The 23,568-nt window shown below is 55.2% G+C and carries 35 protein-coding genes; 34 read left to right on the top strand and 1 reads right to left on the bottom strand.

Annotation, left to right across the window (positions count from 1 at the left end):
• The first annotated feature begins 75 nt into the window (after nucleotides 1-75).
• The 34 genes from rpsL (at nucleotide 76) to bfr (ending at nucleotide 20,554) form a co-directional block, all read left to right on the top strand.
• Nucleotides 76-447 (top strand): 30S ribosomal protein S12, encoded by a 372-nt coding sequence (gene rpsL / locus M2400_RS12435; RefSeq protein ID WP_002555494.1) that lies wholly within the window; start codon nucleotides 76-78, stop codon nucleotides 445-447.
• A gap of 118 nt (nucleotides 448-565) precedes the next feature.
• Nucleotides 566-1,036: a 30S ribosomal protein S7 gene (rpsG, locus tag M2400_RS12430; protein ID WP_002555493.1), complete on the top strand. Its 471-nt coding sequence runs from the start codon at nucleotides 566-568 to the stop codon at nucleotides 1,034-1,036.
• Between the two features lie 30 nt (nucleotides 1,037-1,066).
• Nucleotides 1,067-3,172, top strand: coding sequence for an elongation factor G (fusA, locus tag M2400_RS12425; protein ID WP_057724826.1), 2,106 nt, complete (start codon nucleotides 1,067-1,069; stop codon nucleotides 3,170-3,172).
• A gap of 30 nt (nucleotides 3,173-3,202) precedes the next feature.
• Entirely contained in the window at nucleotides 3,203-4,396 is a 1,194-nt protein-coding gene (tuf, locus tag M2400_RS12420; protein WP_048724879.1) for an elongation factor Tu, read from the top strand.
• 141 nt (nucleotides 4,397-4,537) lie between these two features.
• Nucleotides 4,538-4,849: a 30S ribosomal protein S10 gene (rpsJ, locus tag M2400_RS12415; RefSeq protein ID WP_003210084.1), complete on the top strand. Its 312-nt coding sequence runs from the start codon at nucleotides 4,538-4,540 to the stop codon at nucleotides 4,847-4,849.
• 81 nt (nucleotides 4,850-4,930) lie between these two features.
• A complete protein-coding gene (rplC, locus tag M2400_RS12410; RefSeq protein WP_003194649.1) occupies nucleotides 4,931-5,566 on the top strand; it encodes a 50S ribosomal protein L3 in 636 nt (211 codons plus the stop codon).
• Between the two features lie 12 nt (nucleotides 5,567-5,578).
• A complete protein-coding gene (rplD, locus tag M2400_RS12405; protein WP_017135963.1) occupies nucleotides 5,579-6,181 on the top strand; it encodes a 50S ribosomal protein L4 in 603 nt (200 codons plus the stop codon).
• Nucleotides 6,178-6,477 carry a 50S ribosomal protein L23 gene (gene rplW, locus M2400_RS12400; RefSeq protein WP_002555488.1) on the top strand — a complete coding sequence of 100 codons (300 nt, stop codon included), beginning with the start codon at nucleotides 6,178-6,180 and terminating at the stop codon, nucleotides 6,475-6,477. Before rplD ends, rplW begins: the two co-directional genes overlap by 4 nt.
• A gap of 14 nt (nucleotides 6,478-6,491) precedes the next feature.
• Nucleotides 6,492-7,316, top strand: coding sequence for a 50S ribosomal protein L2 (gene rplB / locus M2400_RS12395; RefSeq protein ID WP_032884535.1), 825 nt, complete (start codon nucleotides 6,492-6,494; stop codon nucleotides 7,314-7,316).
• 16 nt (nucleotides 7,317-7,332) lie between these two features.
• The gene (rpsS, locus tag M2400_RS12390) at nucleotides 7,333-7,608 is read left to right on the top strand and encodes a 30S ribosomal protein S19 (RefSeq protein WP_003232420.1); all 276 of its coding nucleotides are present in this window, start codon (nucleotides 7,333-7,335) and stop codon (nucleotides 7,606-7,608) included.
• A gap of 13 nt (nucleotides 7,609-7,621) precedes the next feature.
• Nucleotides 7,622-7,954 carry a 50S ribosomal protein L22 gene (gene rplV, locus M2400_RS12385; protein ID WP_003210077.1) on the top strand — a complete coding sequence of 111 codons (333 nt, stop codon included), beginning with the start codon at nucleotides 7,622-7,624 and terminating at the stop codon, nucleotides 7,952-7,954.
• A 13-nt stretch (nucleotides 7,955-7,967) separates the two neighbouring features.
• The gene (gene rpsC / locus M2400_RS12380; protein ID WP_003176422.1) at nucleotides 7,968-8,654 is read left to right on the top strand and encodes a 30S ribosomal protein S3; all 687 of its coding nucleotides are present in this window, start codon (nucleotides 7,968-7,970) and stop codon (nucleotides 8,652-8,654) included.
• 12 nt (nucleotides 8,655-8,666) lie between these two features.
• Nucleotides 8,667-9,080, top strand: a complete 414-nt coding sequence (rplP, locus tag M2400_RS12375) for a 50S ribosomal protein L16 (RefSeq protein WP_045057467.1) — start codon at nucleotides 8,667-8,669, stop codon at nucleotides 9,078-9,080.
• Nucleotides 9,080-9,271 (top strand): 50S ribosomal protein L29, encoded by a 192-nt coding sequence (gene rpmC / locus M2400_RS12370; protein ID WP_008030901.1) that lies wholly within the window; start codon nucleotides 9,080-9,082, stop codon nucleotides 9,269-9,271. Before rplP ends, rpmC begins: the two co-directional genes overlap by 1 nt.
• A 2-nt stretch (nucleotides 9,272-9,273) precedes the next feature.
• The gene (rpsQ, locus tag M2400_RS12365; RefSeq protein ID WP_003176419.1) at nucleotides 9,274-9,540 is read left to right on the top strand and encodes a 30S ribosomal protein S17; all 267 of its coding nucleotides are present in this window, start codon (nucleotides 9,274-9,276) and stop codon (nucleotides 9,538-9,540) included.
• Nucleotides 9,541-9,563: 23 nt separating this feature from the next.
• On the top strand, nucleotides 9,564-9,932 hold the full coding sequence (gene rplN / locus M2400_RS12360; protein WP_002555479.1) for a 50S ribosomal protein L14: 369 nt from the start codon (nucleotides 9,564-9,566) through the stop codon (nucleotides 9,930-9,932).
• 11 nt (nucleotides 9,933-9,943) lie between these two features.
• Entirely contained in the window at nucleotides 9,944-10,258 is a 315-nt protein-coding gene (gene rplX, locus M2400_RS12355; protein WP_003176416.1) for a 50S ribosomal protein L24, read from the top strand.
• 20 nt (nucleotides 10,259-10,278) lie between these two features.
• The gene (gene rplE, locus M2400_RS12350) at nucleotides 10,279-10,818 is read left to right on the top strand and encodes a 50S ribosomal protein L5 (protein ID WP_003176415.1); all 540 of its coding nucleotides are present in this window, start codon (nucleotides 10,279-10,281) and stop codon (nucleotides 10,816-10,818) included.
• Nucleotides 10,819-10,831: 13 nt separating this feature from the next.
• Nucleotides 10,832-11,137 carry a 30S ribosomal protein S14 gene (gene rpsN, locus M2400_RS12345; RefSeq protein ID WP_003176414.1) on the top strand — a complete coding sequence of 102 codons (306 nt, stop codon included), beginning with the start codon at nucleotides 10,832-10,834 and terminating at the stop codon, nucleotides 11,135-11,137.
• Between the two features lie 208 nt (nucleotides 11,138-11,345).
• Nucleotides 11,346-11,738, top strand: coding sequence for a 30S ribosomal protein S8 (rpsH, locus tag M2400_RS12340; RefSeq protein ID WP_003186040.1), 393 nt, complete (start codon nucleotides 11,346-11,348; stop codon nucleotides 11,736-11,738).
• A 12-nt stretch (nucleotides 11,739-11,750) separates the two neighbouring features.
• Entirely contained in the window at nucleotides 11,751-12,284 is a 534-nt protein-coding gene (gene rplF / locus M2400_RS12335) for a 50S ribosomal protein L6 (protein ID WP_003176412.1), read from the top strand.
• A gap of 10 nt (nucleotides 12,285-12,294) precedes the next feature.
• Complete coding sequence (gene rplR, locus M2400_RS12330) at nucleotides 12,295-12,645, top strand: 50S ribosomal protein L18 (protein WP_003186037.1); 351 nt, start codon at nucleotides 12,295-12,297, stop codon at nucleotides 12,643-12,645.
• A gap of 3 nt (nucleotides 12,646-12,648) precedes the next feature.
• Nucleotides 12,649-13,149 (top strand): 30S ribosomal protein S5, encoded by a 501-nt coding sequence (rpsE, locus tag M2400_RS12325; RefSeq protein WP_003186035.1) that lies wholly within the window; start codon nucleotides 12,649-12,651, stop codon nucleotides 13,147-13,149.
• Between the two features lie 2 nt (nucleotides 13,150-13,151).
• Nucleotides 13,152-13,328, top strand: coding sequence for a 50S ribosomal protein L30 (gene rpmD / locus M2400_RS12320; RefSeq protein WP_003186033.1), 177 nt, complete (start codon nucleotides 13,152-13,154; stop codon nucleotides 13,326-13,328).
• 3 nt (nucleotides 13,329-13,331) lie between these two features.
• Entirely contained in the window at nucleotides 13,332-13,769 is a 438-nt protein-coding gene (rplO, locus tag M2400_RS12315; RefSeq protein ID WP_003210066.1) for a 50S ribosomal protein L15, read from the top strand.
• Nucleotides 13,770-15,098, top strand: coding sequence for a preprotein translocase subunit SecY (gene secY, locus M2400_RS12310; RefSeq protein WP_003210064.1), 1,329 nt, complete (start codon nucleotides 13,770-13,772; stop codon nucleotides 15,096-15,098).
• A 28-nt stretch (nucleotides 15,099-15,126) separates the two neighbouring features.
• A complete protein-coding gene (gene rpmJ / locus M2400_RS12305; protein ID WP_002555468.1) occupies nucleotides 15,127-15,243 on the top strand; it encodes a 50S ribosomal protein L36 in 117 nt (38 codons plus the stop codon).
• Nucleotides 15,244-15,372: 129 nt separating this feature from the next.
• Nucleotides 15,373-15,729: a 30S ribosomal protein S13 gene (gene rpsM / locus M2400_RS12300; RefSeq protein ID WP_003210063.1), complete on the top strand. Its 357-nt coding sequence runs from the start codon at nucleotides 15,373-15,375 to the stop codon at nucleotides 15,727-15,729.
• 30 nt (nucleotides 15,730-15,759) lie between these two features.
• The gene (gene rpsK / locus M2400_RS12295; RefSeq protein WP_002555466.1) at nucleotides 15,760-16,149 is read left to right on the top strand and encodes a 30S ribosomal protein S11; all 390 of its coding nucleotides are present in this window, start codon (nucleotides 15,760-15,762) and stop codon (nucleotides 16,147-16,149) included.
• An 18-nt stretch (nucleotides 16,150-16,167) separates the two neighbouring features.
• Complete coding sequence (gene rpsD, locus M2400_RS12290; protein ID WP_003210056.1) at nucleotides 16,168-16,788, top strand: 30S ribosomal protein S4; 621 nt, start codon at nucleotides 16,168-16,170, stop codon at nucleotides 16,786-16,788.
• Nucleotides 16,789-16,810: 22 nt separating this feature from the next.
• A complete protein-coding gene (locus M2400_RS12285; protein WP_003176403.1) occupies nucleotides 16,811-17,812 on the top strand; it encodes a DNA-directed RNA polymerase subunit alpha in 1,002 nt (333 codons plus the stop codon).
• Nucleotides 17,813-17,853: 41 nt separating this feature from the next.
• On the top strand, nucleotides 17,854-18,240 hold the full coding sequence (gene rplQ, locus M2400_RS12280) for a 50S ribosomal protein L17 (protein ID WP_003210053.1): 387 nt from the start codon (nucleotides 17,854-17,856) through the stop codon (nucleotides 18,238-18,240).
• 245 nt (nucleotides 18,241-18,485) lie between these two features.
• Nucleotides 18,486-19,934, top strand: coding sequence for a catalase (locus tag M2400_RS12275; protein WP_259196616.1), 1,449 nt, complete (start codon nucleotides 18,486-18,488; stop codon nucleotides 19,932-19,934).
• A gap of 155 nt (nucleotides 19,935-20,089) precedes the next feature.
• The gene (bfr, locus tag M2400_RS12270; protein ID WP_003210048.1) at nucleotides 20,090-20,554 is read left to right on the top strand and encodes a bacterioferritin; all 465 of its coding nucleotides are present in this window, start codon (nucleotides 20,090-20,092) and stop codon (nucleotides 20,552-20,554) included.
• A gap of 67 nt (nucleotides 20,555-20,621) precedes the next feature.
• On the opposite strand, the gene uvrA is transcribed toward bfr, so the two are convergent.
• Entirely contained in the window at nucleotides 20,622-23,456 is a 2,835-nt protein-coding gene (gene uvrA / locus M2400_RS12265; RefSeq protein ID WP_010174605.1) for an excinuclease ABC subunit UvrA, read from the bottom strand.
• Nucleotides 23,457-23,568 lie beyond the last annotated feature (112 nt).

Genomic DNA, 23,568 nt, shown 5'->3' with positions numbered 1-23,568 from the left:
TGGCGGGAATTCGTTCCTGCCATTTTGCTTTTCTTGCAAGACAATAGCGTCGCAAGACAACAGTGGAGCTAGTAGATGGCAACTATCAACCAGCTGGTACGTCAGCCGCGTAAGCGTATCGTCGAGAAATCCGACGTGCCTGCGCTGCAGAACTGCCCGCAACGTCGTGGCGTATGCACTCGCGTGTATACCACTACGCCGAAAAAACCTAACTCGGCACTGCGTAAAGTATGCCGTGTGCGCCTGACCAACGGTTTCGAGGTTTCCTCGTACATCGGTGGTGAAGGTCACAACCTGCAAGAGCACAGCGTGGTACTGATCCGCGGCGGTCGTGTAAAAGACTTGCCAGGTGTTCGTTACCACACCGTACGCGGCTCCTTGGATACTTCCGGCGTTAAAGGTCGTAACCAGGGTCGTTCGAAGTACGGTACCAAGAAGCCTAAGTAGTAGCGGCTTTTTGTAAAACTGAATCATCTTATTTTCTGAGTCGATAAGAGTAAGGTCGGAGGCGTCCCGAAAGGGCACTAATTCCGAGCGAACCTGAAGACCGTTTGAGGGCTTATCCATGCCAAGAAGACGCGTAGCAGCCAAGCGCGAAGTGCTTGACGATCCAAAATACGGAAGCCAAATTCTGGCCAAGTTCATGAACCACGTGATGGAAAGCGGCAAGAAAGCCGTTGCCGAGCGTATCGTTTATGGCGCGCTGGAAAAGGTTAAAGAACGCAAGAACAGCGACCCCCTGGAAATCTTCGAGAAAGCTCTCGACGCCATCGCTCCGCTGGTCGAAGTGAAGTCGCGCCGTGTAGGCGGTGCTACTTACCAGGTTCCGGTTGAAGTTCGCCCGTCCCGTCGTAACGCTTTGGCAATGCGCTGGTTGGTAGACTTCGCCCGTAAGCGCGGCGAGAAGTCTATGGCCCTGCGTTTGGCTGGCGAACTGTTGGACGCTGCTGAAGGTAAAGGTGCTGCTGTTAAGAAGCGTGAAGACGTGCACCGTATGGCTGAAGCTAACAAAGCTTTCTCGCACTACCGCTTCTAATTCTAGCTTCACTAATTTTGCGAGGGCTTTATGGCTCGTACTACTCCGATTAGTCGCTACCGTAACATCGGTATCGTCGCTCACGTGGATGCTGGTAAAACCACCACCACCGAGCGCGTCCTTTTTTACACCGGCAAAAGTCACAAGATGGGCGAGGTGCATGACGGCGCCGCGACCACAGACTGGATGGTTCAGGAGCAGGAGCGTGGTATTACCATTACTTCTGCTGCTATTACCGCCTTCTGGAAAGGTTCTGAGAAGCAGTACAAGGATGAGCACCGCTTCAACGTAATCGATACCCCGGGCCACGTAGACTTCACCATTGAAGTTGAACGTTCCCTGCGCGTACTCGACGGCGCTGTCGTTGTGTTCTGCGGCACCTCGGGTGTTGAGCCTCAGTCGGAAACCGTATGGCGTCAAGCCAACAAATACGGCGTTCCACGTCTTGTTTACGTAAACAAGATGGACCGTGCTGGTGCGAACTTCCTGCGCGTGATCGGTCAGATCAAGCAGCGCCTGGGTCACACTCCAGTGCCAATCCAGTTGGCTATCGGTTCCGAAGACAACTTCCAGGGGCAGATCGATCTGCTGACCATGGAAGCTGTTTACTGGAACGATGCTGACAAAGGTATGGTTCCTGTTCGCAAGCCTATCCCTGCTGAACTGCAGGAATTGGCTGACGAGTGGCGCAACAACATGGTTGAAGCTGCGGCCGAAGCCAACGAAGAGCTGATGAACAAGTACCTCGAAGGTGAAGAGCTCACCAACGCGGAAATCAAGGCCGCTCTGCGTCAGCGTACTATCGCTGGTGAGATCGTCTTGGCTGTTTGCGGTTCCTCGTTCAAGAACAAGGGTGTTCCCCTGGTTCTCGATGCTGTGATCGACTACCTGCCGGCACCAGTGGATATTCCTGCCATCAAGGGTACTGACCCGGATGACGAGACTATCGAGCTGGAGCGTCATGCAGACGACGCAGAACCGTTCTCCGCTCTGGCATTTAAAATTGCCACTGACCCATTCGTGGGTACCTTGACCTTCGTCCGCGTTTACTCGGGCGTGTTGAACTCCGGTGACGGCGTGATCAACTCGGTTAAAGGCAAGAAAGAGCGCGTGGGTCGTATGGTGCAAATGCACGCAAACGCCCGCGAAGAGATCAAGGAAGTGCGCGCTGGTGACATCGCGGCCTTGATCGGCATGAAGGACGTCACCACTGGTGAAACTTTGTGCAACGCTGACAAGCCAATCATCCTGGTTCGCATGGACTTCCCGGAGCCGGTTATTTCGGTTGCCGTTGAGCCTAAGACCAAGGATGACCAGGAAAAAATGGGTATCGCTCTGGGCAAGCTTGCTCAGGAAGATCCATCTTTCCGCGTCAAGACTGATGAAGAGACTGGTCAAACGATCATCTCCGGCATGGGCGAGCTGCACCTGGACATCCTGGTTGACCGGATGCGCCGTGAGTTCAACGTCGAAGCCAACATCGGTAAGCCTCAGGTTTCCTATCGTGAGCGCATCACGAAGAACTGTGAAATCGAAGGCAAATTCGTTCGTCAATCCGGCGGTCGTGGCCAGTTCGGCCATTGCTGGATCCGTTTTGCTCCTGCTGATGAAGGTCAGGAAGGTCTGCAATTCGTGAACGAAGTAGTGGGCGGTGTTGTTCCTAAGGAATACATCCCGGCTATCCAGAAGGGTATCGAAGAGCAGATGAAGAACGGTGTTGTTGCCGGCTATCCGCTCATCGGCCTGAAGGCGACCGTTTTTGACGGTTCTTACCACGACGTCGACTCCAACGAGATGGCGTTTAAGGTGGCTGCTTCCATGGCTACCAAGCAACTGGCCCAGAAGGGCGGTGGTGAGTTGCTTGAGCCAATCATGGCAGTAGAAGTCGTTACGCCTGAAGACTACATGGGTGACGTGATGGGCGACCTTAACCGTCGTCGCGGCATGATCTTGGGTATGGAAGATACGGTTTCCGGCAAAGTGATTCGTGCCGAGGTTCCGTTGGGCGAGATGTTCGGTTATGCGACCGACGTTCGTTCCATGTCTCAGGGTCGCGCAAGCTACTCTATGGAATTCAAAAAATACAACACAGCTCCGGCGCACATCGCTGAAACTGTATCCAAAAAACAAGGCTGATTCAGTCCTTTAGGCAAGGAGTTAATTGTCGTGGCTAAAGAAAAATTTGATCGTTCCCTACCGCACGTCAACGTTGGCACCATTGGTCACGTTGACCACGGTAAAACTACGCTGACTGCTGCTCTGACTCGTGTTTGCTCCGAAATTTTCGGTTCGGCTATCGTTGACTTCGACAAGATCGACAGCGCGCCAGAAGAAAAAGCTCGTGGTATCACCATCAACACCGCTCACGTTGAATACAACTCGCTGATCCGTCACTACGCTCACGTTGACTGCCCAGGTCACGCTGACTATGTGAAGAACATGATCACCGGTGCTGCCCAGATGGACGGCGCGATCCTGGTTTGTTCGGCCGCTGATGGTCCGATGCCGCAAACCCGTGAGCACATCCTGCTGTCCCGTCAGGTTGGCGTTCCGTACATCGTGGTTTACCTGAACAAGGCTGACCTGGTAGACGACGCTGAGCTGCTGGAACTGGTTGAGATGGAAGTGCGCGATCTGCTGAGCACTTACGACTTCCCAGGCGACGACACTCCGATCATCATCGGTTCTGCTCGTATGGCTCTGGAAGGCAAAGACGACAACGAAATGGGCACCACTTCCGTACGGAAACTGGTTGAGACTCTGGATAGCTACATTCCAGACCCGGTTCGTGTTATCGACAAGCCGTTCCTGATGCCAATCGAAGACGTATTCTCGATCTCCGGTCGCGGTACTGTTGTGACTGGTCGTATCGAGCGCGGTATCGTTAAGGTTCAAGATCCACTGGAAATCGTTGGTCTGCGTGACACTACCGTCACCACCTGCACCGGTGTTGAAATGTTCCGTAAACTGCTCGACGAAGGTCGTGCAGGCGAGAACTGCGGCGTTCTGCTGCGTGGTACCAAGCGTGACGACGTTGAGCGTGGCCAGGTTCTGGTCAAGCCAGGTTCGGTTAAGCCGCACACTACCTTTGAAGCTGAAGTGTACGTGTTGAGCAAAGAAGAAGGCGGTCGTCACACTCCGTTCTTCAAAGGCTACCGTCCACAGTTCTACTTCCGGACCACTGACGTGACCGGTAACTGCGAACTGCCGGAAGGCGTTGAAATGGTAATGCCAGGCGACAACATCAAAATGGTTGTCACCCTGATCAAAACCATCGCAATGGAAGATGGTCTGCGTTTCGCTATCCGTGAAGGCGGTCGTACCGTCGGCGCTGGCGTCGTAGCCAAAATCATCGCTTAATAAGTGATGACTTGAAAAAGCCCCCGCTTAGCGGGGGCTTTTTTATTGAGTTGACACCCATATGGGGCGTCTATAGAATTGCGCCTCCTTTTAACGGGCGTGTTGCGCTCGCTGGGAATAGCAGCCGGAGTCTGAAATCCAATGGCAAATCAGCAAATTCGTATCAGGTTGAAGGCTTTTGACCACAAACTGATCGACCAATCCACCCAGGAAATCGTGGAAACCGCGAAACGTACTGGTGCTCAAGTGCGTGGTCCAATTCCACTGCCTACCCGTAAAGAACGGTTCACCGTTCTGGTCTCCCCGCACGTCAACAAAGACGCGCGTGACCAGTACGAGATCCGTACTCATAAGCGCGTGCTGGACATCGTCCTGCCAACGGATAAAACCGTTGATGCACTTATGAAGCTTGATCTGGCGGCCGGTGTGGAAGTACAGATCAGCCTCGGCTAAGACTTGGGTCTTAGTCGTGTAACGCTCTGAAATGGGCGGCCATAGCGGGTGAAAGCCCCGTACACTCATGAGGTTTACAACATGACTATTGGTGTAGTCGGTCGTAAATGCGGTATGACCCGTATTTTCACCGAAGAAGGTGTCTCCATTCCGGTCACGGTCATTGAGATCGAACCGAATCGCGTCACCCAGTTTAAAACTGAAGAAACCGATGGCTATCGTGCAGTGCAAGTCACTGTCGGCGAGCGTCGTGCTTCGCGTGTGACTGCTGCTCAAGCAGGTCACTTCGCTAAAGCAAACGTTGCAGCTGGTCGTACTGTCATGGAGTTCCGTCTTGAAGACGGCGACTACCAGGCTGGCGATCTGATCAACGCTGAAATCTTCGCCGCTGGTCAACTGGTTGATGTAACCGGTCAGTCCAAGGGTAAAGGCTTCCAGGGTACGATCAAGCGTTGGAATTTCCGTGGCCAAGACAACACTCACGGTAACTCCGTTTCCCACCGCGTCCCGGGCTCTATTGGCCAGTGCCAGACTCCTGGTCGTGTATTCAAGGGCAAAAAAATGTCCGGTCATATGGGCGCTGAGCGCGTGACCGTGCAGTCCCTCGAAGTAGTGCGCGTCGACGCTGAACGCAATCTGTTGTTGGTCAAGGGTGCTGTTCCTGGCGCTACTGGCGGCAACCTGGTTGTACGTCCAGCGGCCAAGGCTCGCGGTTAAGGGGAAGCTGACATGCAATTAAATGTAAATGACGCTCAAGCGATCGAAGTTTCCGAACTGACATTTGGCGGCGAATTCAACGAGACGCTGGTTCACCAAGCAGTCGTGGCCTACATGGCCGGCGGCCGTCAAGGTAGCAAGCAGCAAAAGACCCGTTCCGACGTACGTGGTGGCGGTAAGCGCCCTTGGCGTCAGAAAGGCACTGGCCGTGCTCGTGCCGGTACTATCCGTAGCCCAATCTGGCGTGGCGGCGGTACCACTTTCGCAGCTCGTCCACAGGATCACACTCAGAAGCTCAACAAGAAGATGTACCGCGCAGCACTGCGCTCCATCCTTGCTGAACTCGTGCGTACTGATCGTCTGGTCGTGGTTCAGGACTTCGCTGTTGAAAGTCCAAAAACCAAAGATCTGCTGGGCAAACTGAACAACATGAGCCTGACCGATGTTTTGATCGTGTCTGAAGCTGTTGATCAGAACCTGTACCTGGCTGCTCGCAACCTGCCACACGTTGATGTACGTGACGTGCAAGGTTCCGATCCAGTTAGTCTGATCGCATACGACAAGGTGTTGATCACCGTGTCGGCCGTGAAGAAATTCGAGGAGCTGCTGGGATGAACCAGGAACGCGTATTTAAAGTTCTGCTTGGCCCGCACGTTTCCGAAAAGGCTACGGTTCTGGCTGACAAGAAAGGCCAGTTCGTTTTCAAGGTTGCAACTGACGCAACCAAGCTGGAAATCAAGAAGGCCGTCGAAAGCCTGTTCAGCGTGAAAGTAGAGCGTGTTACTACCCTGAATGTTCTGGGTAAGAGCAAGCGCACTGCTCGCGGTCTGGGCAAGCGTAATGACTGGAAGAAGGCAGTTATCTCCCTTCAGCCAGGCCAAGATCTCGATTTCAGCAGCAGTGCTGAGTAAGGAAGGGGTGCATCATGGCAATCGTTAAATGCAAACCGACTTCCCCTGGCCGCCGTTTTGTGGTCAAGGTGGTCAACCAGGAGCTGCATAAAGGCGCTCCTCACGCACCGCTGCTCGAGAAGAAATCGAAGACTGGTGGTCGTAACAACAATGGTCGCATTACCACTCGTCACATCGGTGGTGGCCATAAGCAGCATTATCGTCTGGTCGATTTCCGTCGCAACGACAAAGATGGCATCACTGCCACTGTCGAGCGTATCGAATACGATCCAAACCGTACTGCTCACATCGCTCTGCTGCTGTACGCAGATGGCGAGCGTCGCTACATCATCGCCCCTAAAGGCGTGAGTGCTGGTGACCAGCTGATCGCAGGTGCCTTGGCGCCGATCAAGCCGGGCAACGCTCTGCAACTGCGCAACATTCCAGTTGGTAGCACCGTACACGGCATCGAATTGAAGCCGGGTAAAGGCGCGCAAATCGCTCGTTCCGCTGGTGCTTCGGCTCAGCTGATCGCTCGTGAAGGTGTCTACGTGACCCTGCGTCTGCGCTCTGGTGAAATGCGTAAAGTACTGGCTGAGTGCCGTGCGACCCTGGGCGAAGTCTCGAACTCCGAGCACAGCCTGCGTTCGCTGGGTAAAGCTGGTGCCAAACGCTGGCGTGGCGTTCGCCCAACCGTTCGTGGTGTTGCCATGAACCCGGTTGACCACCCACACGGTGGTGGTGAAGGTCGTACCTCTGGTGGTCGTCATCCGGTATCGCCATGGGGCTTCCCGACTAAGGGCGCGAAGACTCGTGGTAATAAGCGTACCGACAAAATGATCGTCCGTCGTCGCAAGTAAATAGAGGGATACGACAGTGCCACGTTCTCTGAAAAAAGGTCCTTTTATTGATCTTCACCTACTGAAGAAGATCGAAGTGGCGGCGGAAAAGAACGATCGCAAGCCGGTGAAAACCTGGTCGCGTCGTTCGATGATCCTGCCACAAATGGTCGGTTTGACCATTGCAGTGCATAACGGTCGCCTACATGTTCCAGTTCTTGTGAACGAAGACATGGTCGGCCACAAACTAGGCGAGTTTGCCGGTACCCGCACATATCGTGGGCACGTGGCAGACAAGAAAGCCAAGCGTTAAGGGGTAAGGAACGATGGAAGTAGCCGCTAAGTTGTCGGGCGCTCGAATCTCCGCCCAGAAAGCCCGCTTGGTCGCCGACCAGATCCGCGGGAAGAAGGTGGGCGAAGCGCTCAACCTGTTGGCTTTCAGCAGTAAGAAAGCCGCCGAGATCATCAAGAAAGTGCTGGAGTCGGCCGTAGCCAACGCCGAGCACAACGAAGGCGCAGACGTTGATGACCTTAAAGTCAGCACCGTTTTCGTCAACGAAGGGCGTTCGCTGAAGCGCATCATGCCTCGTGCCAAAGGCCGAGCTGATCGCATCGTCAAGCGGTCTTGCCATATCACTGTCAAGGTTGCTGACAAGTAACGGAGTCGAAGAGATGGGTCAGAAAGTACATCCCATTGGCATTCGCCTGGGAATCGTCAAGGAGCACACCTCCGTCTGGTACGCAGACGGTCGGACTTATGCGGACTACTTGTTCGCTGATCTGAAGGTGCGTGAGTATCTCCAAGACAAACTAAAAAGCGCGTCCGTGAGCCGTATCGATATCCATCGTCCTGCTCAAACTGCACGTATCACCATCCACACCGCTCGTCCAGGTATCGTTATCGGGAAGAAAGGTGAAGATGTTGAGAAACTGCGTCAGGACCTGACCAAGCAAATGGGTGTGCCTGTGCACATCAATATCGAAGAGATCCGTAAGCCGGAGCTCGACGGTATGCTGGTTGCGCAGAGCGTAGCTCAGCAGCTGGAGCGTCGCGTAATGTTCCGTCGCGCTATGAAGCGCGCAGTACAGAACGCCATGCGCATTGGTGCCAAAGGCATCAAAATCCAAGTGAGCGGTCGTCTCGGCGGTGCTGAAATCGCACGTACTGAATGGTATCGCGAAGGTCGTGTGCCGTTGCACACCCTGCGTGCCGACATCGACTATGCCAACTACGAAGCTCACACCACTTACGGTGTGATCGGTGTAAAGGTTTGGATCTTCAAAGGCGAAGTAATTGGTGGTCGCCAAGAAGAACTGAAACCACAAGCACCAGCGCCTCGTAAAAAAGCTGCTAAGTAAGGGGTACGCCAAATGTTGCAACCAAAGCGTACGAAGTTCCGCAAGCAGATGACAGGCCACAACCGTGGTCTGGCTCAGCGCGGTAGCAAAGTCAGCTTCGGCGAATATGCGCTGAAGTCTGTAGCTCGTGGTCGTCTCACCGCTCGTCAGATCGAGTCAGCGCGTCGTGCTCTGACCCGTCACGTTAAACGTGGCGGCAAGATCTGGATCCGTGTATTCCCGGACAAGCCTATTTCCAAAAAGCCCCTCGAAGTTCGTATGGGTAAAGGTAAGGGTAGTGTGGAGTACTGGGTTGCCCAGATTCAGCCAGGTAAAGTCCTGTATGAAATCGAGGGTGTAACTGAAGAGCTGGCGCGTGAGGCTTTTGCCCTGGCTGCTGCAAAGCTGCCGCTCGCCACCGCCTTTGTTAAACGGACGGTGATGTGATGAAAGCGAATGAACTTCGTGAAAAAGACGCGCCGCAGCTTAACGAGCAACTGCTCGGCCTGCTGCGCGACCAGTTCAATCTGCGCATGCAGAAAGCAACTGGCCAGTTGGGGCAGTCTCACCTGCTCCGGCAAGTTAAGCGTGACATCGCTCGCGTGAAGACTGTGCTCAAACAGCAGGCAGGTAAGTAATCATGGCTGAAGCCGAAAAAACCGTCCGTACGCTGACTGGCCGTGTTGTCAGCGACAAAATGGACAAGACCATCACCGTTCTGATCGAGCGTCGCGTAAAGCACCCGATCTACGGTAAATACGTTAAGCGTTCGACTAAGCTGCACGCGCACGACGAAACCAATCAGTGCCACATCGGCGACAAGGTCACTATTCGTGAAACTCGTCCGCTGGCCAAGACCAAGTCTTGGGCGCTGGTTGATGTTCTCGAACGCGCTGTGGAAGTCTAAGGACTAGGGGTCGGAGAAATTATATGATTCAGACTCAATCCATGCTCGATGTGGCCGATAACAGCGGCGCACGCCGCGTTATGTGCATCAAGGTGCTGGGTGGCTCCCATCGTCGTTACGCTGGTATCGGTGACATCATCAAAGTTACCGTGAAGGAAGCAATTCCTCGCGGTAAAGTGAAAAAAGGCCAAGTGATGACTGCTGTTGTAGTCCGCACTCGTCACGGCGTACGTCGTGCTGATGGCTCCATTATCCGCTTTGATGGCAACGCTGCTGTTCTTCTGAACAACAAGCAAGAGCCGATCGGCACCCGTATCTTTGGGCCAGTGACCCGTGAACTTCGTACTGAGAAGTTCATGAAGATCGTCTCGCTCGCCCCAGAAGTGCTGTAAGGAGATCCGACATGCAAAAGATTCGTCGTGACGACGAGATCATCGTGATCGCCGGCAAAGACAAAGGTAAGCGCGGTAAGGTGCTTAAGGTTCTCGCTAATAACCGTCTGGTTATCGGTGGTTTGAACCTGGTTAAGCGTCATACCAAGCCTAACCCGATGTCGGGCGTGCAAGGCGGTATCGTCGAAAAAGAAGCTCCACTGGACGCTTCTAACGTCGCCATTTTCAACGGCGAAACCAACAAGGCTGATCGCGTTGGTTTCAAAGTAGAAGACGGCAAGAAAATTCGTGTCTTCAAGTCGACCCAAAAAGCGGTTGATGCTTGAACACTGCTAGGTAGAAGACCATGGCACGACTAAAAGAGATTTACTGGAAGGAAATCGCACCGAAGCTTAAGGAAGAACTTAAGCTTTCGAACGTGATGGAAGTTCCACGCGTTACAAAAATCACCCTGAACATGGGTCTGGGCGAAGCGGTCGGTGACAAAAAAGTCATCGAGCACGCTGTTGCCGACCTGGAAAAGATCACCGGTCAGAAAGTCGTTGTGACTTACGCTCGGAAATCCATCGCTGGCTTTAAAGTCCGTGAAGGTTGGCCGATCGGCGTCAAAGTGACTCTGCGCCGTGAGCGTATGTACGAATTCCTGGATCGTCTGCTGTCGATCTCCCTGCCTCGGGTCCGCGACTTCCGCGGCCTGAATGCCAAGTCCTTCGATGGTCGTGGTAACTACAGCATGGGCGTTAAAGAGCAGATCATCTTCCCGGAAATCGACTACGACAAGATCGATGCTCTCCGCGGTCTGGACATCACCCTGACCACCACTGCCAAGAACGATGATGAAGGCCGCGCTCTGCTGCGTGCGTTCAAATTCCCGTTCCGCAACTGATTGGAGTAGGACCATGGCCAAGATGAGCATGAAAAACCGCGAGCTGAAGCGTCAGCTCACGGTTGCCAAGTACGCCAAGAAGCGTGCAGCACTGAAAGCAATCATCGTTGATCTGAACGCAAGTCCAGAAGCGCGTTGGGAAGCTACAGTTGCTCTGCAGAAGCAGCCACGTGACGCAAGCGCTTCGCGCATGCGTAACCGCTGCCGCCTGACCGGTCGTCCACACGGCGTTTACCGCAAGTTCGGCCTCGGCCGTAACAAACTGCGTGAAGCGGCAATGCGTGGTGACGTACCAGGTCTGGTTAAAGCCAGCTGGTAAGTACTTTCGAAGTCTCGGTGGCCAGGATCGCAAGATACTGACCACCGGTGGCCTTGAATCTGGAACAAGCCCCTTTTGGGGCTTGTTTCATTTCCGGAGTGTGTCTAAAATACGCGGCTCGCCTGAGCCCGTGTGTTTTGTGCTCGGAGATTCTCGGCGACACGTAATGGCCGCAAGGCTAATTTTTTTGTATTAGGAGCGTCTAGCCATGAGTATGCAGGACCCGTTAGCGGACATGCTAACTCGTATCCGTAATGCCCAGATGGCTGAAAAGTCCGTCGTAAGCATGCCATCTTCCACGTTGAAGGTAGCTGTTGCCAAAGTCCTGAAAGACGAAGGCTACATTGCGGGTTATCAGATCAGCAGCGAAATCAAACCACTGCTGTCCATCGAGCTGAAGTACTTCGAAGGCCGTCCGGTCATCGAGGAAGTGAAGCGCGTTAGCCGTCCAGGCCTGCGTCAGTACAAGTCCGTCGACGATCTGCCAAAAGTTCGTGGCGGTCTCGGTGTGTCTATCGTCTCCACCAACAAAGGTGTGATGACGGATCGTGCTGCGCGCGCTGCCGGTGTCGGCGGCGAAGTTCTTTGCACTGTGTTCTAAGGGGGGATAAGCATGTCACGCGTCGCTAAGAACCCCGTTAAGCTGCCAGCCGGTGTCGAAGTAAAATTCGCAGGCCAACAGCTTTCGGTGAAGGGTGCCAAGGGCACTCTGGAACTGAACATCCATTCGTCCGTTGAGATCGTTGAAGAAGCTGGTGAGCTGCGTTTCGCTGCTCGCAATGGCGATCAACAAACTCGCGCAATGGCCGGTACCACTCGTGCGTTGGTAAACAACATGGTCCAAGGCGTAAGCCAAGGCTTCGAGCGTAAGCTCCAGCTGGTCGGTGTTGGTTACAAAGCGCAAGCAAAAGGCACGGTTTTGAACCTGGCCCTTGGCTTCTCGCACCCAGTGGATTACGAACTGCCGGAAGGCATCACCGCTGAGACCCCTAGCCAAACCGACATCCTGATCAAGGGTATCGATAAGCAGCTGGTAGGTCAGGTGGCCGCTGAGATCCGCGACTTCCGTCCACCAGAGCCGTACAAAGGCAAAGGTGTGCGCTACGCGGACGAAGTCGTCCGTCGTAAAGAAGCCAAGAAGAAGTAGGGCATAGCAAATGACCGACAAAAAAGTTACTCGACTGCGTCGCGCTCGCAAAGCACGCCTGAAAATGCACGAACTCGAAGTCGTGCGTCTCTGCGTGTTCCGCTCGTCGCAGCACATCTACGCCCAGGTCATCTCGGCCGACGGCAACAAAGTCCTGGCAAGCGCCTCGACTTTGGATAAAGAACTGCGTGATGGTGCCACTGGCAACATCGACGCGGCCACTAAGGTTGGCCAGCTGGTCGCTACGCGTGCTAAGGCCGCTGGCGTCTCGCAAGTGGCTTTCGACCGCTCTGGCTTCAAGTACCACGGTCGCGTGAAAGCGCTGGCTGATGCTGCTCGTGAAGCTGGGCTGGAGTTCTAAGTTATGTCAAATAACGACCAAAAGCGCGACGAAGGCTACATTGAGAAGCTGGTTCAAGTTAACCGCGTAGCCAAAACCGTTAAAGGCGGCCGTATCTTCACTTTCACCGCGTTGACCGTGGTGGGTGATGGTAAAGGGCGCGTTGGCTTCGGCCGTGGCAAGTCACGTGAAGTGCCTGCCGCGATCCAGAAGGCAATGGAAGCTGCTCGTCGCAACATGATCCAAGTTGATCTGAACGGCACCACTCTGCAGTACGCAATGAAGTCCGCTCACGGCGCTTCGAAGGTGTACATGCAGCCTGCCTCTGAAGGTACCGGTATCATCGCTGGCGGCGCTATGCGTGCTGTCCTCGAAGTTGCTGGCGTTCAGAACGTTCTGGCCAAGTGCTACGGCTCGACTAACCCGGTAAACGTGGTTCACGCCACTTTCAAGGGTTTGAAAGCTATGCAGTCTCCTGAATCCATTGCCGCCAAGCGTGGCAAAAGCGTCAAGGAGATCTTCTGATCATGGCTACCGTTAAAGTAACGCTGATCAAAAGCATGACCGGCCGCATCCCTAACCACAAATTGTGCGTTAAGGGTTTGGGTCTGCGTCGCATCGGTCACACTGTAGAAGTACTTGATACTCCCGAGAATCGCGGGATGATCAACAAGGCTTACTACATGCTGCGTGTCGAGGGTTAATCGATGAAACTCAATGATCTGAGTCCAGCGCCGGGTTCCCGTCGCGAAAAGCATCGTCCGGGCCGTGGTATCGGTAGTGGTTTGGGCAAGACCGGTGGCCGTGGCCACAAAGGTCAGTCTTCCCGCTCCGGTGGCACCATCGCTCCAGGCTTTGAAGGCGGTCAACAGCCGCTGCATCGTCGCCTGCCGAAGTTCGGTTTCGTTTCCCTGAAAGCCATGGACCGCGCAGAAGTGCGTTTGTCCGAGCTGGCCAAAGTGGAAGGCGACATCGTTACCGTGCAGACCCTGAAAGATGCCAACGTGATCAACGTCAACGTACAGCGTGTGAAAATCATGCTGTCCGGTGAAGTGACTCGCGCTGTCACTATCGGCAAGGGAATCGGCGCCACCAAAGGTGCGCGTTCGGCTATCGAAGCAGCTGGCGGCAAGTTCGAGGAATAAATGGCTAAGCAAGGTGCTCTCTCAGCGCTCGGCAAAGGCGGTATGTCTGAACTTTGGGCTCGTCTGCGTTTTCTGTTCCTGGCGATTATCGTCTACCGAATAGGCGCACACATCCCGGTTCCAGGTATCAACCCGGACCGACTCGCAGACCTGTTTCGACAGAATGAGGGGACCATTCTTAGCTTGTTCAACATGTTTTCCGGCGGCGCGCTGGAACGGATGAGCATCTTTGCACTGGGGATCATGCCGTACATCTCGGCATCGATCATCATGCAACTGATGACCGCCGTCAGCCCGCAGCTGGAGCAGTTGAAGAAGGAAGGTGAAGCTGGCCGTCGCAAGATAAGCCAGTACACCCGCTACGGCACTGTCATCCTTGCCCTGGTCCAAGCTATCGGCATGTCCGTTGGCCTGGCTGGGCAGGGTGTTGCGTTCACTGGTGACTTTGGCTTCCATTTCGTCGCGGTATCCACTTTTGTGGCTGGTGCGATGTTCATGATGTGGCTGGGTGAGCAGATTACTGAGCGTGGTGTTGGTAACGGTATCTCGATGTTGATTTTCGCAGGTATCGTTGCCGGTCTTCCGAGAGCGATTGGGCAGTCTTTCGAGTCTGCACGTCAGGGTGATATCAATATCTTCGCCCTGGTTGCCATCGGTTTGTTGGCAGTAGCGATTATCGGTTTTGTGGTGTTCATTGAGCGTGGCCAGCGTCGTATTGCTGTTCACTACGCCAAGCGTCAGCAGGGCCGTAAGGTCTTTGCCGCGCAGACCAGCCACTTGCCGCTGAAAGTGAACATGGCCGGGGTTATTCCTGCCATTTTCGCGAGCAGCATTTTGCTGTTTCCGGCTTCGTTGGGTGCCTGGTTCGGTCAGTCTGAAGGTATGGGCTGGTTGCAGGACATCTCGCAGTCGATCGCTCCTGGTCAGCCGTTGAATATTCTGCTGTTTAGTGCAGGGATTATTTTCTTCTGCTTCTTCTATACGGCGTTGATGTTCAATCCGAAAGACGTAGCGGAAAACCTGAAGAAGTCCGGTGCCTTTATTCCGGGCATTCGTCCAGGTGAGCAGTCTGCGCGCTACATTGATGGCGTTCTGACTCGCTTGACCATGTTCGGTGCTCTATATATGACGGCCGTGTGCTTGTTGCCCCAGTTCCTGGTGGTTGCAGCAAACGTTCCGTTCTACCTTGGCGGGACCTCGTTGCTGATCGTCGTCGTGGTTGTGATGGACTTCATGTCCCAAGTACAATCGCACCTCGTTTCGCACCAGTACGAATCCCTGATGAAGAAAGCCAACCTGAAGGGCTACGGCAGCGGCATGTTGCGCTGAGTACCCCATAAGGTTCGAGGAGTTGGTGATGAAAGTTCGTGCATCGGTGAAAAAGCTGTGCCGTAACTGCAAGATTATTCGCCGCGAAGGTGTTGTTCGAGTAATTTGCAGCGCGGAACCGCGTCACAAACAGCGCCAAGGCTGAGTGTGATCCGCTTGAAGCCCGGCAGCTAGTGCGCTGCCGGGTTGATTATTTGTTATTACAGCGATATTATCTCGCGCCCTATTTCTTGGCTTCCGGGGCGTAGGTAGCTGTCAATTGGAGTCCCACTGAATGGCCCGTATTGCAGGCGTTAACATTCCAGATAACAAGCACACTGTTATCTCGCTGACCTACATCTATGGTGTTGGTCGCACTACTGCGCAGAAAATTTGCGCAGATACTGGGGTAAACCCAGCCGCAAAGATCAAAGATCTGAGCGACGAGCAGATTGAGCTGTTGCGTGGCGAAGTGGCGAAGTTCACCACTGAAGGTGACCTGCGTCGCGAAATCAACATGAAAATCAAGCGTTTGATGGACCTCGGTTGCTACCGTGGTCTGCGTCATCGTCGTGGTCTTCCAGTACGCGGTCAGCGTACCAAGACTAACGCGCGTACCCGTAAAGGTCCGCGTAAGCCGATCCGCAAGTAATCGCCCACGCGAATCGACAGGAAATTAATCATGGCAAAACCTGCTGCTCGTCCTCGTAAAAAAGTTAAAAAGACAGTGGTTGATGGCATCGCCCACATCCATGCATCTTTTAACAACACAATCGTGACCATCACCGACCGTCAAGGTAACGCGCTTTCTTGGGCTACCTCCGGTGGTTCGGGTTTCCGCGGTTCCCGCAAGTCCACCCCGTTTGCTGCTCAAGTAGCTGCTGAACGTGCTGGTCAAGCTGCGCTGGAATATGGCCTGAAAAACCTCGACGTTAACGTCAAAGGTCCAGGTCCAGGTCGTGAGTCTGCTGTCCGTGCATTGAACGGCTGTGGCTATAAGATCGCCAGCATCACCGACGTGACGCCAATCCCGCACAACGGGTGCCGTCCGCCGAAGAAGCGCCGCGTGTAATCCAGGAGATTGTAAAGAATGGCTCGTTACATTGGTCCAAAATGCAAACTCGCTCGTCGTGAAGGCACCGATCTCTTTCTGAAGAGCGGCGTGCGCGCGATCGAATCGAAGTGCAACATTGAAGCAGCACCTGGTATCCACGGCCAACGCCGCGGTCGCCAGTCCGATTACGGCACCCAACTGCGTGAAAAGCAGAAGGTCCGTCGTATCTACGGCGTTCTCGAGCGTCAGTTCAGCGGCTACTACAAAGAAGCTGCTGGCAAGAAAGGTGCAACCGGTGAAAACCTGCTGCAACTGCTCGAATGCCGTCTGGACAACGTTGTATACCGTATGGGCTTTGGTTCGACTCGTGCCGAATCCCGTCAGCTGGTATCGCACAAATCCGTCAGCGTAAACGGCCAAACCGTTAACGTGCCGTCTTACCAGGTTCGTGCTGGTGACGTGGTCGCGATTCGCGAGAAAGCAAAAAATCAACTTCGCATTGTCCAAGCTCTCGATCTGTGTGCCCAACGTGGCCGCGTAGAATGGGTAGAAGTAGACACTGAGAAGAAGTCGGGCGTTTTCAAGAACGTTCCTGCTCGCAGTGATCTGTCCGCCGACATCAACGAAAGCCTGATTGTCGAGCTCTACTCCAAGTAAGGGCTAGAAAATAGGTGCATCCATGCAGATTTCGGTAAATGAGTTCCTGACACCCCGTCACATTGATGTGCAGGTTGTCAGTCCAACCCGCGCCAAGATCACTCTCGAGCCTCTCGAGCGTGGTTTTGGCCACACCCTGGGCAACGCGCTGCGCCGCATCCTGTTGTCCTCAATGCCCGGCTGTGCAGTAGTCGAGGCCGAGATTGACGGTGTGCTCCACGAGTACAGCGCCATCGAAGGTGTACAGGAAGACGTAATTGAAATCCTGTTGAACCTTAAAGGTCTGGCTATCAAGCTGCACGGCCGTGACGAAGTTACGCTGACCTTGTCGAAGAAGGGTTCGGGGGTGGTTACCGCTGCCGATATTCAGCTGGATCATGATGTCGAGATCGTTAATCCCGATCACGTAATCGCTAACCTGGCGTCTAACGGCGCCCTGAACATGAAGCTCACCGTAGCTCGTGGTCGTGGTTATGAACCGGCCGACTCGCGTCAGAGCGATGAAGACGAAAGCCGCAGCATTGGTCGCTTGCAGCTTGACTCTTCGTTCAGCCCGGTTCGCCGTATCGCATACGTGGTGGAAAACGCCCGTGTCGAACAGCGTACTAACCTGGACAAGCTGGTTATTGATCTGGAAACCAACGGTACTCTGGATCCTGAAGAGGCTATCCGCCGCGCTGCAACCATTCTGCAACAGCAGTTGGCTGCGTTCGTCGACCTCAAGGGTGACAGCGAACCAGTGGTAATCGAGCAGGAAGACGAGATCGATCCGATCCTGCTTCGCCCGGTTGACGATCTGGAACTGACTGTACGTTCGGCTAACTGCCTTAAGGCGGAAAACATTTACTACATCGGCGATCTGATTCAGCGCACCGAAGTAGAACTGTTGAAGACTCCGAACCTGGGCAAGAAATCCTTGACCGAAATCAAGGACGTTCTGGCCTCCCGCGGTCTGTCCCTCGGCATGCGCCTCGACAACTGGCCGCCTGCAAGTCTTAAGAAGGACGACAAGGCGACTGCCTGATCGTCGTAATCACCGAACGTGAGTTTGGTAAGGAATGAACCATGCGTCATCGTAAAAGTGGTCGTCACCTGAGCCGTACCAGCTCGCACCGTAAGGCTATGTTCCAGAACATGGCGGTGTCGCTGTTCGAGCACGAGCTGATCAAAACTACACTGCCGAAAGCTAAAGAACTGCGTCGCGTTGCTGAGCCGCTGATCACTTTGGCCAAGACAGACAGCCTGGCTAACCGCCGTCTGGCTTTCGACCGTACTCGTTCGAAAGCTATCGTTGGTAAGCTCTTCAACGACCTGGGCAAGCGTTACGCTACCCGTGAGGGTGGCTACCTGCGCATCCTCAAGTGCGGTTTCCGCGCTGGTGACAACGCGCCTATGGCGTACGTTGAGCTGATCGATCGTCCAGTTGGCGGTGAAGCTGTATCCGCTGAGTAAGACGTCAGTCTGTAACGAAGAACCGGGCCTAGTGCCCGGTTTTTTGTGCGCGCTGGAAAATTGGAAGTACCTCAAGCAACCGCGCGTTCGGTTCATTAAGGCGACTTTATCTATCGGCTTGGTTAGTTAGTTAAATTCTATCGAAGCTCATGATTTAATGAATTTGAAGGTGTCACCTTCCTGGTTAATACTCCCTTCAAGCCGATTAGCCGGCAGTTTCGAGTCTGACCTGAGGAAGATTGAGCATGAGTCAAAATAAAACCCTTACTACCGCCAGCGGTGCCCCCGTTGCCGATAACCAGAACTCCCGCTCCGCCGGCCCGCGCGGCCCATTGCTGCTCGACGATTTTCACCTGATCGAGAAGCTTGCCCATTTCAACCGTGAGAACATTCCTGAGCGTCGTGTACACGCGAAGGGCTCGGGCGCTTACGGTACGTTCACCGTCACCCAAGACATTACTCAGTACACCAGTGCCAAGCTGTTCGAGTCCGTAGGCAAGCAAACCCCAACCTTCCTGCGCTTCTCTACAGTAGGCGGTGAGCGCGGCTCGGCTGATACCGAGCGTGACCCACGTGGTTTCGCCTTGAAGTTCTATACCGAAGAAGGCAACTGGGACATCGTTGGCAACAACACCCCTGTGTTTTTCATCCGAGATCCGCTGAAATTCCCGGACTTCATCCACACCCAAAAACGCTTGCCACAAAGCAACCTGAAAAGTGCGCAAATGATGTGGGACTTCTGGTCGCACTCACCCGAGGCGCTGCACCAGGTCACCATCCTGTTTTCGGACCGTGGCATCCCGGACGGCTACCGTCACATGCACGGCTTTGGCAGCCACACCTACAGCCTGATCAGCGCCAAAGGCGAGCGGCACTGGGTGAAGTGGCACTACAAGACCCAGCAAGGTATCAAGAACCTGGCGCCGGCTGACGCTGCGCGCCTGGCGGGTACCGATCCTGACTATGCCCAGCGCGACCTGTTCGGCGCTATCGAGCGCGGTGACTTCCCGAAATGGCGCGTGTGCATCCAGATCATGACGCAAGCGCAGGCCAATGCTCACTACGAGAACCCCTTCGACGTGACCAAGACCTGGTCGCAGAAAGAATTCCCGCTGATCGAAGTCGGCGAGCTTGAGCTGAACCGTAACCCGCTGAACTACTTTGCCGAAGTCGAGCAAGCCGCTTTCGGTCCAAGCAACATGGTCCCAGGTGTTGGCTTGTCGCCAGACCGTATGCTGCAAGGTCGCGTGTTCGCTTACGCAGATGCCCATCGCTACCGTGTCGGCACCAACCACCAGCAGCTGCCGGTGAACGCGCCACGCAGCCCGGTCAACAGCTACCAGCGTGACGGTTCGATGGCATTCGGTGCAAATGGTGGTGCGGCTCCAAACTACGAGCCAAACAGCTACGCCGATGCTCCGAAGCAGGCTCCGCAATACGCTGAACCAGCCTTGGCCCTGAGCGGCGCGGCAGATCGTTACGATCACCGTGAAGACACCGACTACTTCAGCCACGCGGGCGCTTTGTTCCGCCTGATGAATGATGAGCAGAAGACCCTGCTGATCAACAACATCGCCGGCGCGATGGCGGGTGTTTCCAGCGACGTGGTCCAGCGCCAGTTGCAGTACTTCTTCCAGGCAGATCCTGCTTATGGAGAAGGGATCGCATCTGCACTGGGTGTATCGCTTAACTAACTCTAAACGATAAGCAGAACCGCCCTCATTTGGGCGGTTTTTGCGTTATTTCAGCTACTTTTCACCGGAAATCTTCACTTTTCTGCCGTTGGTCCCGTGACCTCCGGGTCATCATGGTTCAAACTACAGACTTTCAAGCAGGGAGATGTAGGGCGATGCAAGGTCACCCCGACGTAATCGATTACCTCAACACGTTGCTGACGGGCGAACTGGCTGCTCGTGACCAATATTTCATTCACTCGCGGATGTACGAAGACTGGGGCTTTACCGAGCTCTACGAGCGCATCAACCACGAAATGGAAGAAGAGGCACAGCACGCCGACGCACTGATGCGCCGAATCCTGATGCTCGAAGGCACGCCACGTATGCGTCCCGACGACCTGGACACCGGCACCACGGTCCCTGAGATGCTCGCCAGCGACTTGCGCCTGGAATACAAGGTCCGTGCCGCGCTCTGCAAGGGCATCGAGCTCTGCGAGCAGCACAACGACTACGTCACGCGGGAAATCCTGCGGGTGCAGTTGAATGACACCGAAGAAGATCACACCTACTGGCTGGAGAAGCAGCTGGGTCTGATCAAGTTGATTGGCCTGGAGAATTACCTGCAATCGCAGTTCTGATTCTTCTGGCTACAAAAAGCCCCTGTCACTTACACGGTGACAGGGGCTTTTTCGTGGGCCTGAACAATCAGTCCTTGTCGCGGGCCAGCAGAGGCTTGAGGTAGAAGCCGGTGTGAGACTGCTTCATCTCAGACACTTGCTCCGGTGTGCCGACCGCAATGATCTGCCCACCTTTTGAGCCGCCTTCCGGCCCCAGGTCCACCAGCCAGTCGGCGGTCTTGATCACGTCCAGGTTGTGCTCGATCACCACCACCGTGTTGCCGTGGTCACGCAGGCGATGCAGTACGTCCAGCAGTTGCTGAATATCCGCAAAGTGCAGGCCCGTGGTCGGCTCATCGAGGATATACAGGGTCTTGCCGGTATCGCGCTTGGACAGCTCGCGAGACAGCTTGACCCGCTGCGCCTCACCACCCGATAACGTGGTCGCCGACTGGCCCAGCTTGATGTACGACAGGCCAACATCCATCAGCGTCTGCAGCTTGCGCGCCAGCGCCGGGACCGCATCAAAGAACACCCGCGCTTCCTCGATCGTCATCTCGAGGGTTTCGTGGATGCTTTTGCCCTTGTACTTGATCTCCAGGGTTTCGCGGTTGTAGCGCTTGCTCTTGCACACGTCGCACGGCACGTAGATGTCCGGCAGGAAGTGCATCTCCACCTTGATCAAGCCATCGCCCTGGCACGCCTCGCAGCGCCCGCCCTTGACGTTGAACGAGAACCGGCCCGGCCCGTAGCCACGAGAGCGCGACTCCGGCACGCCGGCAAACAGCTCGCGAATTGGTGTGAACAGCCCGGTGTAGGTCGCCGGGTTGGAACGTGGCGTGCGACCAATCGGGCTCTGGTCGATATCAACGACCTTGTCCAGATGCTCAAGGCCTTTGATGCTGTCGTGAGCGGCGGCTTCCAGGGTGGTCGCACCGTTCAGCGCGGTGGCGCTCAATGGAAACAGCGTGTTGTTGATCAGCGTCGATTTGCCCGAACCGGATACACCGGTCACACAGGTCAGCAGACCCAACGGGATCTCCAGGTCGACGTTGCGCAGGTTGTTGCCACGCGCGCCCTTGAGGTGCAGCGCCATCTTCTTGTTGCGCGGCGTACGCTTGGCTGGCACAGCAATCTTCACACGGCCCGACAGGTATTTGCCGGTCAGCGAGTCAGGATGCGCCATCACTTCGGCAGGCGTGCCCTCGGCGACAATATGCCCACCGTGCACACCGGCACCCGGGCCGATATCTACCACGTAGTCCGCAAGACGAATGGCATCTTCATCGTGCTCGACCACGATCACCGTGTTGCCGATGTCCCGCAGGTGTTTCAGCGTACCCAGCAGGCGATCGTTGTCCCGTTGATGCAAGCCAATCGACGGCTCATCGAGGATGTACAGCACGCCCACCAGGCCGGCGCCAATCTGGCTGGCCAGGCGAATCCGCTGGGCCTCGCCACCGGAAAGTGTGTCGGCACTGCGGTCCAGCGACAGATAGTCCAGTCCCACGTTAACCAGGAACTGCAGCCGCTCACGAATTTCCTTGAGGATCTTGTCGGCAATTTCCCCACGGCGACCGGTCAGCTTCAGTGTGCCGAAGTATTCACAGGCATCGCCAATCGGCAGGTTGGTCACCGCCGGCAGTGTCTTCTCGCCAACCCACACGTGCCGCGCTTCACGGCGCAGGCGGGTGCCACGGCAATCCGGGCATGGCTGTGTGCTGAGGAACTTGGCCAGTTCCTCGCGCACGCTGGCCGACTCGGTCTCGCGGTAGCGACGCTCAAGGTTCGGCACGATGCCTTCGAACGGGTGCGAGCGTTTGACGATGTCGCCACGGTCGTTCAAATACTTGAAGTCGACGTTTTGCGAACCGCTGCCGTGCAGGATGAATTTCTGATGTTCGGCGGTCAGCTCGTTGAAGGGCACTTCGAGGCTGAACTTGTAGTGAGACGCCAGCGAGCCCAGCATCTGGAAGTAATAGACGTTACGCCGGTCCCAGCCGCGTATCGCGCCTTCCGCCAGCGTGAGGTCGCCATTGACCAGTCGTTTGATATCAAAGAATTGCTTAACCCCCAAACCATCACAGGTCGGGCAGGCGCCAGCCGGGTTGTTGAAGGAAAACAGCTTTGGTTCCAGCTCGCTGATGGCATGGCCGCAGATCGGGCAGGCGAAGCGCGCGGAGAAGATGATTTCTTCTCCGGGCTCGTCGTCCATGGGCGCCACCAGGGCGATACCGTCTGCGAGCTTCAGTGCGGTCTCGAAAGACTCCGCCAGCCGCTGCTGCAAGTCGGCACGCACCTTGAAGCGGTCGACCACCACATCAATCGAGTGCTTCTTCTGTTTATCCAGCTTCGGCGCTTCGTCCAGTTCATAGAGCTTGCCGTTGATCCGGGCCCGCACGAAACCTTGTGCTCGCAGCTCTTCGAAGACGGAAAGGTGCTCGCCTTTACGCTCGCGAATCACCGGCGCCAGCAGCATCAGCTTGGCGCCTTCCGGCTGGGCCAGCACCAGGTCGACCATCTGGCTGACGGTCTGTGCTTCCAGGGGAATATCGTGGTCCGGGCAGCGGGGAATACCTACGCGGGCATACAGCAGGCGCAGGTAATCATAGATCTCGGTGATGGTACCCACGGTGGAGCGTGGGTTATGGGACGTCGATTTCTGTTCGATGGAAATCGCTGGCGACAGGCCTTCAATGGTGTCGACGTCGGGTTTTTCCATCATCGACAGGAACTGCCGGGCATAGGCCGACAGGGATTCCACATAGCGGCGCTGGCCTTCGGCGTACAGCGTGTCAAACGCCAGGGACGACTTGCCGGACCCGGACAAGCCGGTGATGACGATCAGTTTGTCCCGTGGCAGGGTCAGGTCGATGTTCTTCAGGTTGTGGGTTCGAGCCCCACGAATCAGGATCTTGTCCAAGATGGCCTCGCACGGCGGGCGTAAATAATGCAGGAGTATACGGCTAAAGACTGGATGAATATACACTGTCAAAGTGCCGGGTGCAGCCTTACATGAAAGCTGCGCGGCAAAG

Origin of the sequence: Pseudomonas sp. BIGb0558 (genome assembly GCF_024807515.1) — a bacterium.
Lineage (GTDB): Bacteria > Pseudomonadota > Gammaproteobacteria > Pseudomonadales > Pseudomonadaceae > Aquipseudomonas > Aquipseudomonas yamanorum_A.
This window is presented reverse-complemented; position numbering and strand designations above follow the sequence as displayed.

What these genes read in the sequence shown, in the direction of transcription:
- rpsL (WP_002555494.1), top strand. Translation starts at nt 76, where the DNA reads ATGGCAACTATCAACCAGCTGGTACGTCAGCCGCGTAAGCGTATCGTC.
- rpsG (WP_002555493.1), top strand. Translation starts at nt 566, where the DNA reads ATGCCAAGAAGACGCGTAGCAGCCAAGCGCGAAGTGCTTGACGATCCA.
- fusA (WP_057724826.1), top strand. Translation starts at nt 1,067, where the DNA reads ATGGCTCGTACTACTCCGATTAGTCGCTACCGTAACATCGGTATCGTC.
- rpsJ (WP_003210084.1), top strand. Translation starts at nt 4,538, where the DNA reads ATGGCAAATCAGCAAATTCGTATCAGGTTGAAGGCTTTTGACCACAAA.
- rplC (WP_003194649.1), top strand. Translation starts at nt 4,931, where the DNA reads ATGACTATTGGTGTAGTCGGTCGTAAATGCGGTATGACCCGTATTTTC.
- rplD (WP_017135963.1), top strand. Translation starts at nt 5,579, where the DNA reads ATGCAATTAAATGTAAATGACGCTCAAGCGATCGAAGTTTCCGAACTG.
- rplW (WP_002555488.1), top strand. Translation starts at nt 6,178, where the DNA reads ATGAACCAGGAACGCGTATTTAAAGTTCTGCTTGGCCCGCACGTTTCC.
- rplB (WP_032884535.1), top strand. Translation starts at nt 6,492, where the DNA reads ATGGCAATCGTTAAATGCAAACCGACTTCCCCTGGCCGCCGTTTTGTG.
- rplV (WP_003210077.1), top strand. Translation starts at nt 7,622, where the DNA reads ATGGAAGTAGCCGCTAAGTTGTCGGGCGCTCGAATCTCCGCCCAGAAA.
- rpsC (WP_003176422.1), top strand. Translation starts at nt 7,968, where the DNA reads ATGGGTCAGAAAGTACATCCCATTGGCATTCGCCTGGGAATCGTCAAG.
- rplP (WP_045057467.1), top strand. Translation starts at nt 8,667, where the DNA reads ATGTTGCAACCAAAGCGTACGAAGTTCCGCAAGCAGATGACAGGCCAC.
- rpmC (WP_008030901.1), top strand. Translation starts at nt 9,080, where the DNA reads ATGAAAGCGAATGAACTTCGTGAAAAAGACGCGCCGCAGCTTAACGAG.
- rpsQ (WP_003176419.1), top strand. Translation starts at nt 9,274, where the DNA reads ATGGCTGAAGCCGAAAAAACCGTCCGTACGCTGACTGGCCGTGTTGTC.
- rplN (WP_002555479.1), top strand. Translation starts at nt 9,564, where the DNA reads ATGATTCAGACTCAATCCATGCTCGATGTGGCCGATAACAGCGGCGCA.
- rplX (WP_003176416.1), top strand. Translation starts at nt 9,944, where the DNA reads ATGCAAAAGATTCGTCGTGACGACGAGATCATCGTGATCGCCGGCAAA.
- rplE (WP_003176415.1), top strand. Translation starts at nt 10,279, where the DNA reads ATGGCACGACTAAAAGAGATTTACTGGAAGGAAATCGCACCGAAGCTT.
- rpsN (WP_003176414.1), top strand. Translation starts at nt 10,832, where the DNA reads ATGGCCAAGATGAGCATGAAAAACCGCGAGCTGAAGCGTCAGCTCACG.
- rpsH (WP_003186040.1), top strand. Translation starts at nt 11,346, where the DNA reads ATGAGTATGCAGGACCCGTTAGCGGACATGCTAACTCGTATCCGTAAT.
- rplF (WP_003176412.1), top strand. Translation starts at nt 11,751, where the DNA reads ATGTCACGCGTCGCTAAGAACCCCGTTAAGCTGCCAGCCGGTGTCGAA.
- rplR (WP_003186037.1), top strand. Translation starts at nt 12,295, where the DNA reads ATGACCGACAAAAAAGTTACTCGACTGCGTCGCGCTCGCAAAGCACGC.
- rpsE (WP_003186035.1), top strand. Translation starts at nt 12,649, where the DNA reads ATGTCAAATAACGACCAAAAGCGCGACGAAGGCTACATTGAGAAGCTG.
- rpmD (WP_003186033.1), top strand. Translation starts at nt 13,152, where the DNA reads ATGGCTACCGTTAAAGTAACGCTGATCAAAAGCATGACCGGCCGCATC.
- rplO (WP_003210066.1), top strand. Translation starts at nt 13,332, where the DNA reads ATGAAACTCAATGATCTGAGTCCAGCGCCGGGTTCCCGTCGCGAAAAG.
- secY (WP_003210064.1), top strand. Translation starts at nt 13,770, where the DNA reads ATGGCTAAGCAAGGTGCTCTCTCAGCGCTCGGCAAAGGCGGTATGTCT.
- rpmJ (WP_002555468.1), top strand. Translation starts at nt 15,127, where the DNA reads ATGAAAGTTCGTGCATCGGTGAAAAAGCTGTGCCGTAACTGCAAGATT.
- rpsM (WP_003210063.1), top strand. Translation starts at nt 15,373, where the DNA reads ATGGCCCGTATTGCAGGCGTTAACATTCCAGATAACAAGCACACTGTT.
- rpsK (WP_002555466.1), top strand. Translation starts at nt 15,760, where the DNA reads ATGGCAAAACCTGCTGCTCGTCCTCGTAAAAAAGTTAAAAAGACAGTG.
- rpsD (WP_003210056.1), top strand. Translation starts at nt 16,168, where the DNA reads ATGGCTCGTTACATTGGTCCAAAATGCAAACTCGCTCGTCGTGAAGGC.
- M2400_RS12285 (WP_003176403.1), top strand. Translation starts at nt 16,811, where the DNA reads ATGCAGATTTCGGTAAATGAGTTCCTGACACCCCGTCACATTGATGTG.
- rplQ (WP_003210053.1), top strand. Translation starts at nt 17,854, where the DNA reads ATGCGTCATCGTAAAAGTGGTCGTCACCTGAGCCGTACCAGCTCGCAC.
- M2400_RS12275 (WP_259196616.1), top strand. Translation starts at nt 18,486, where the DNA reads ATGAGTCAAAATAAAACCCTTACTACCGCCAGCGGTGCCCCCGTTGCC.
- bfr (WP_003210048.1), top strand. Translation starts at nt 20,090, where the DNA reads ATGCAAGGTCACCCCGACGTAATCGATTACCTCAACACGTTGCTGACG.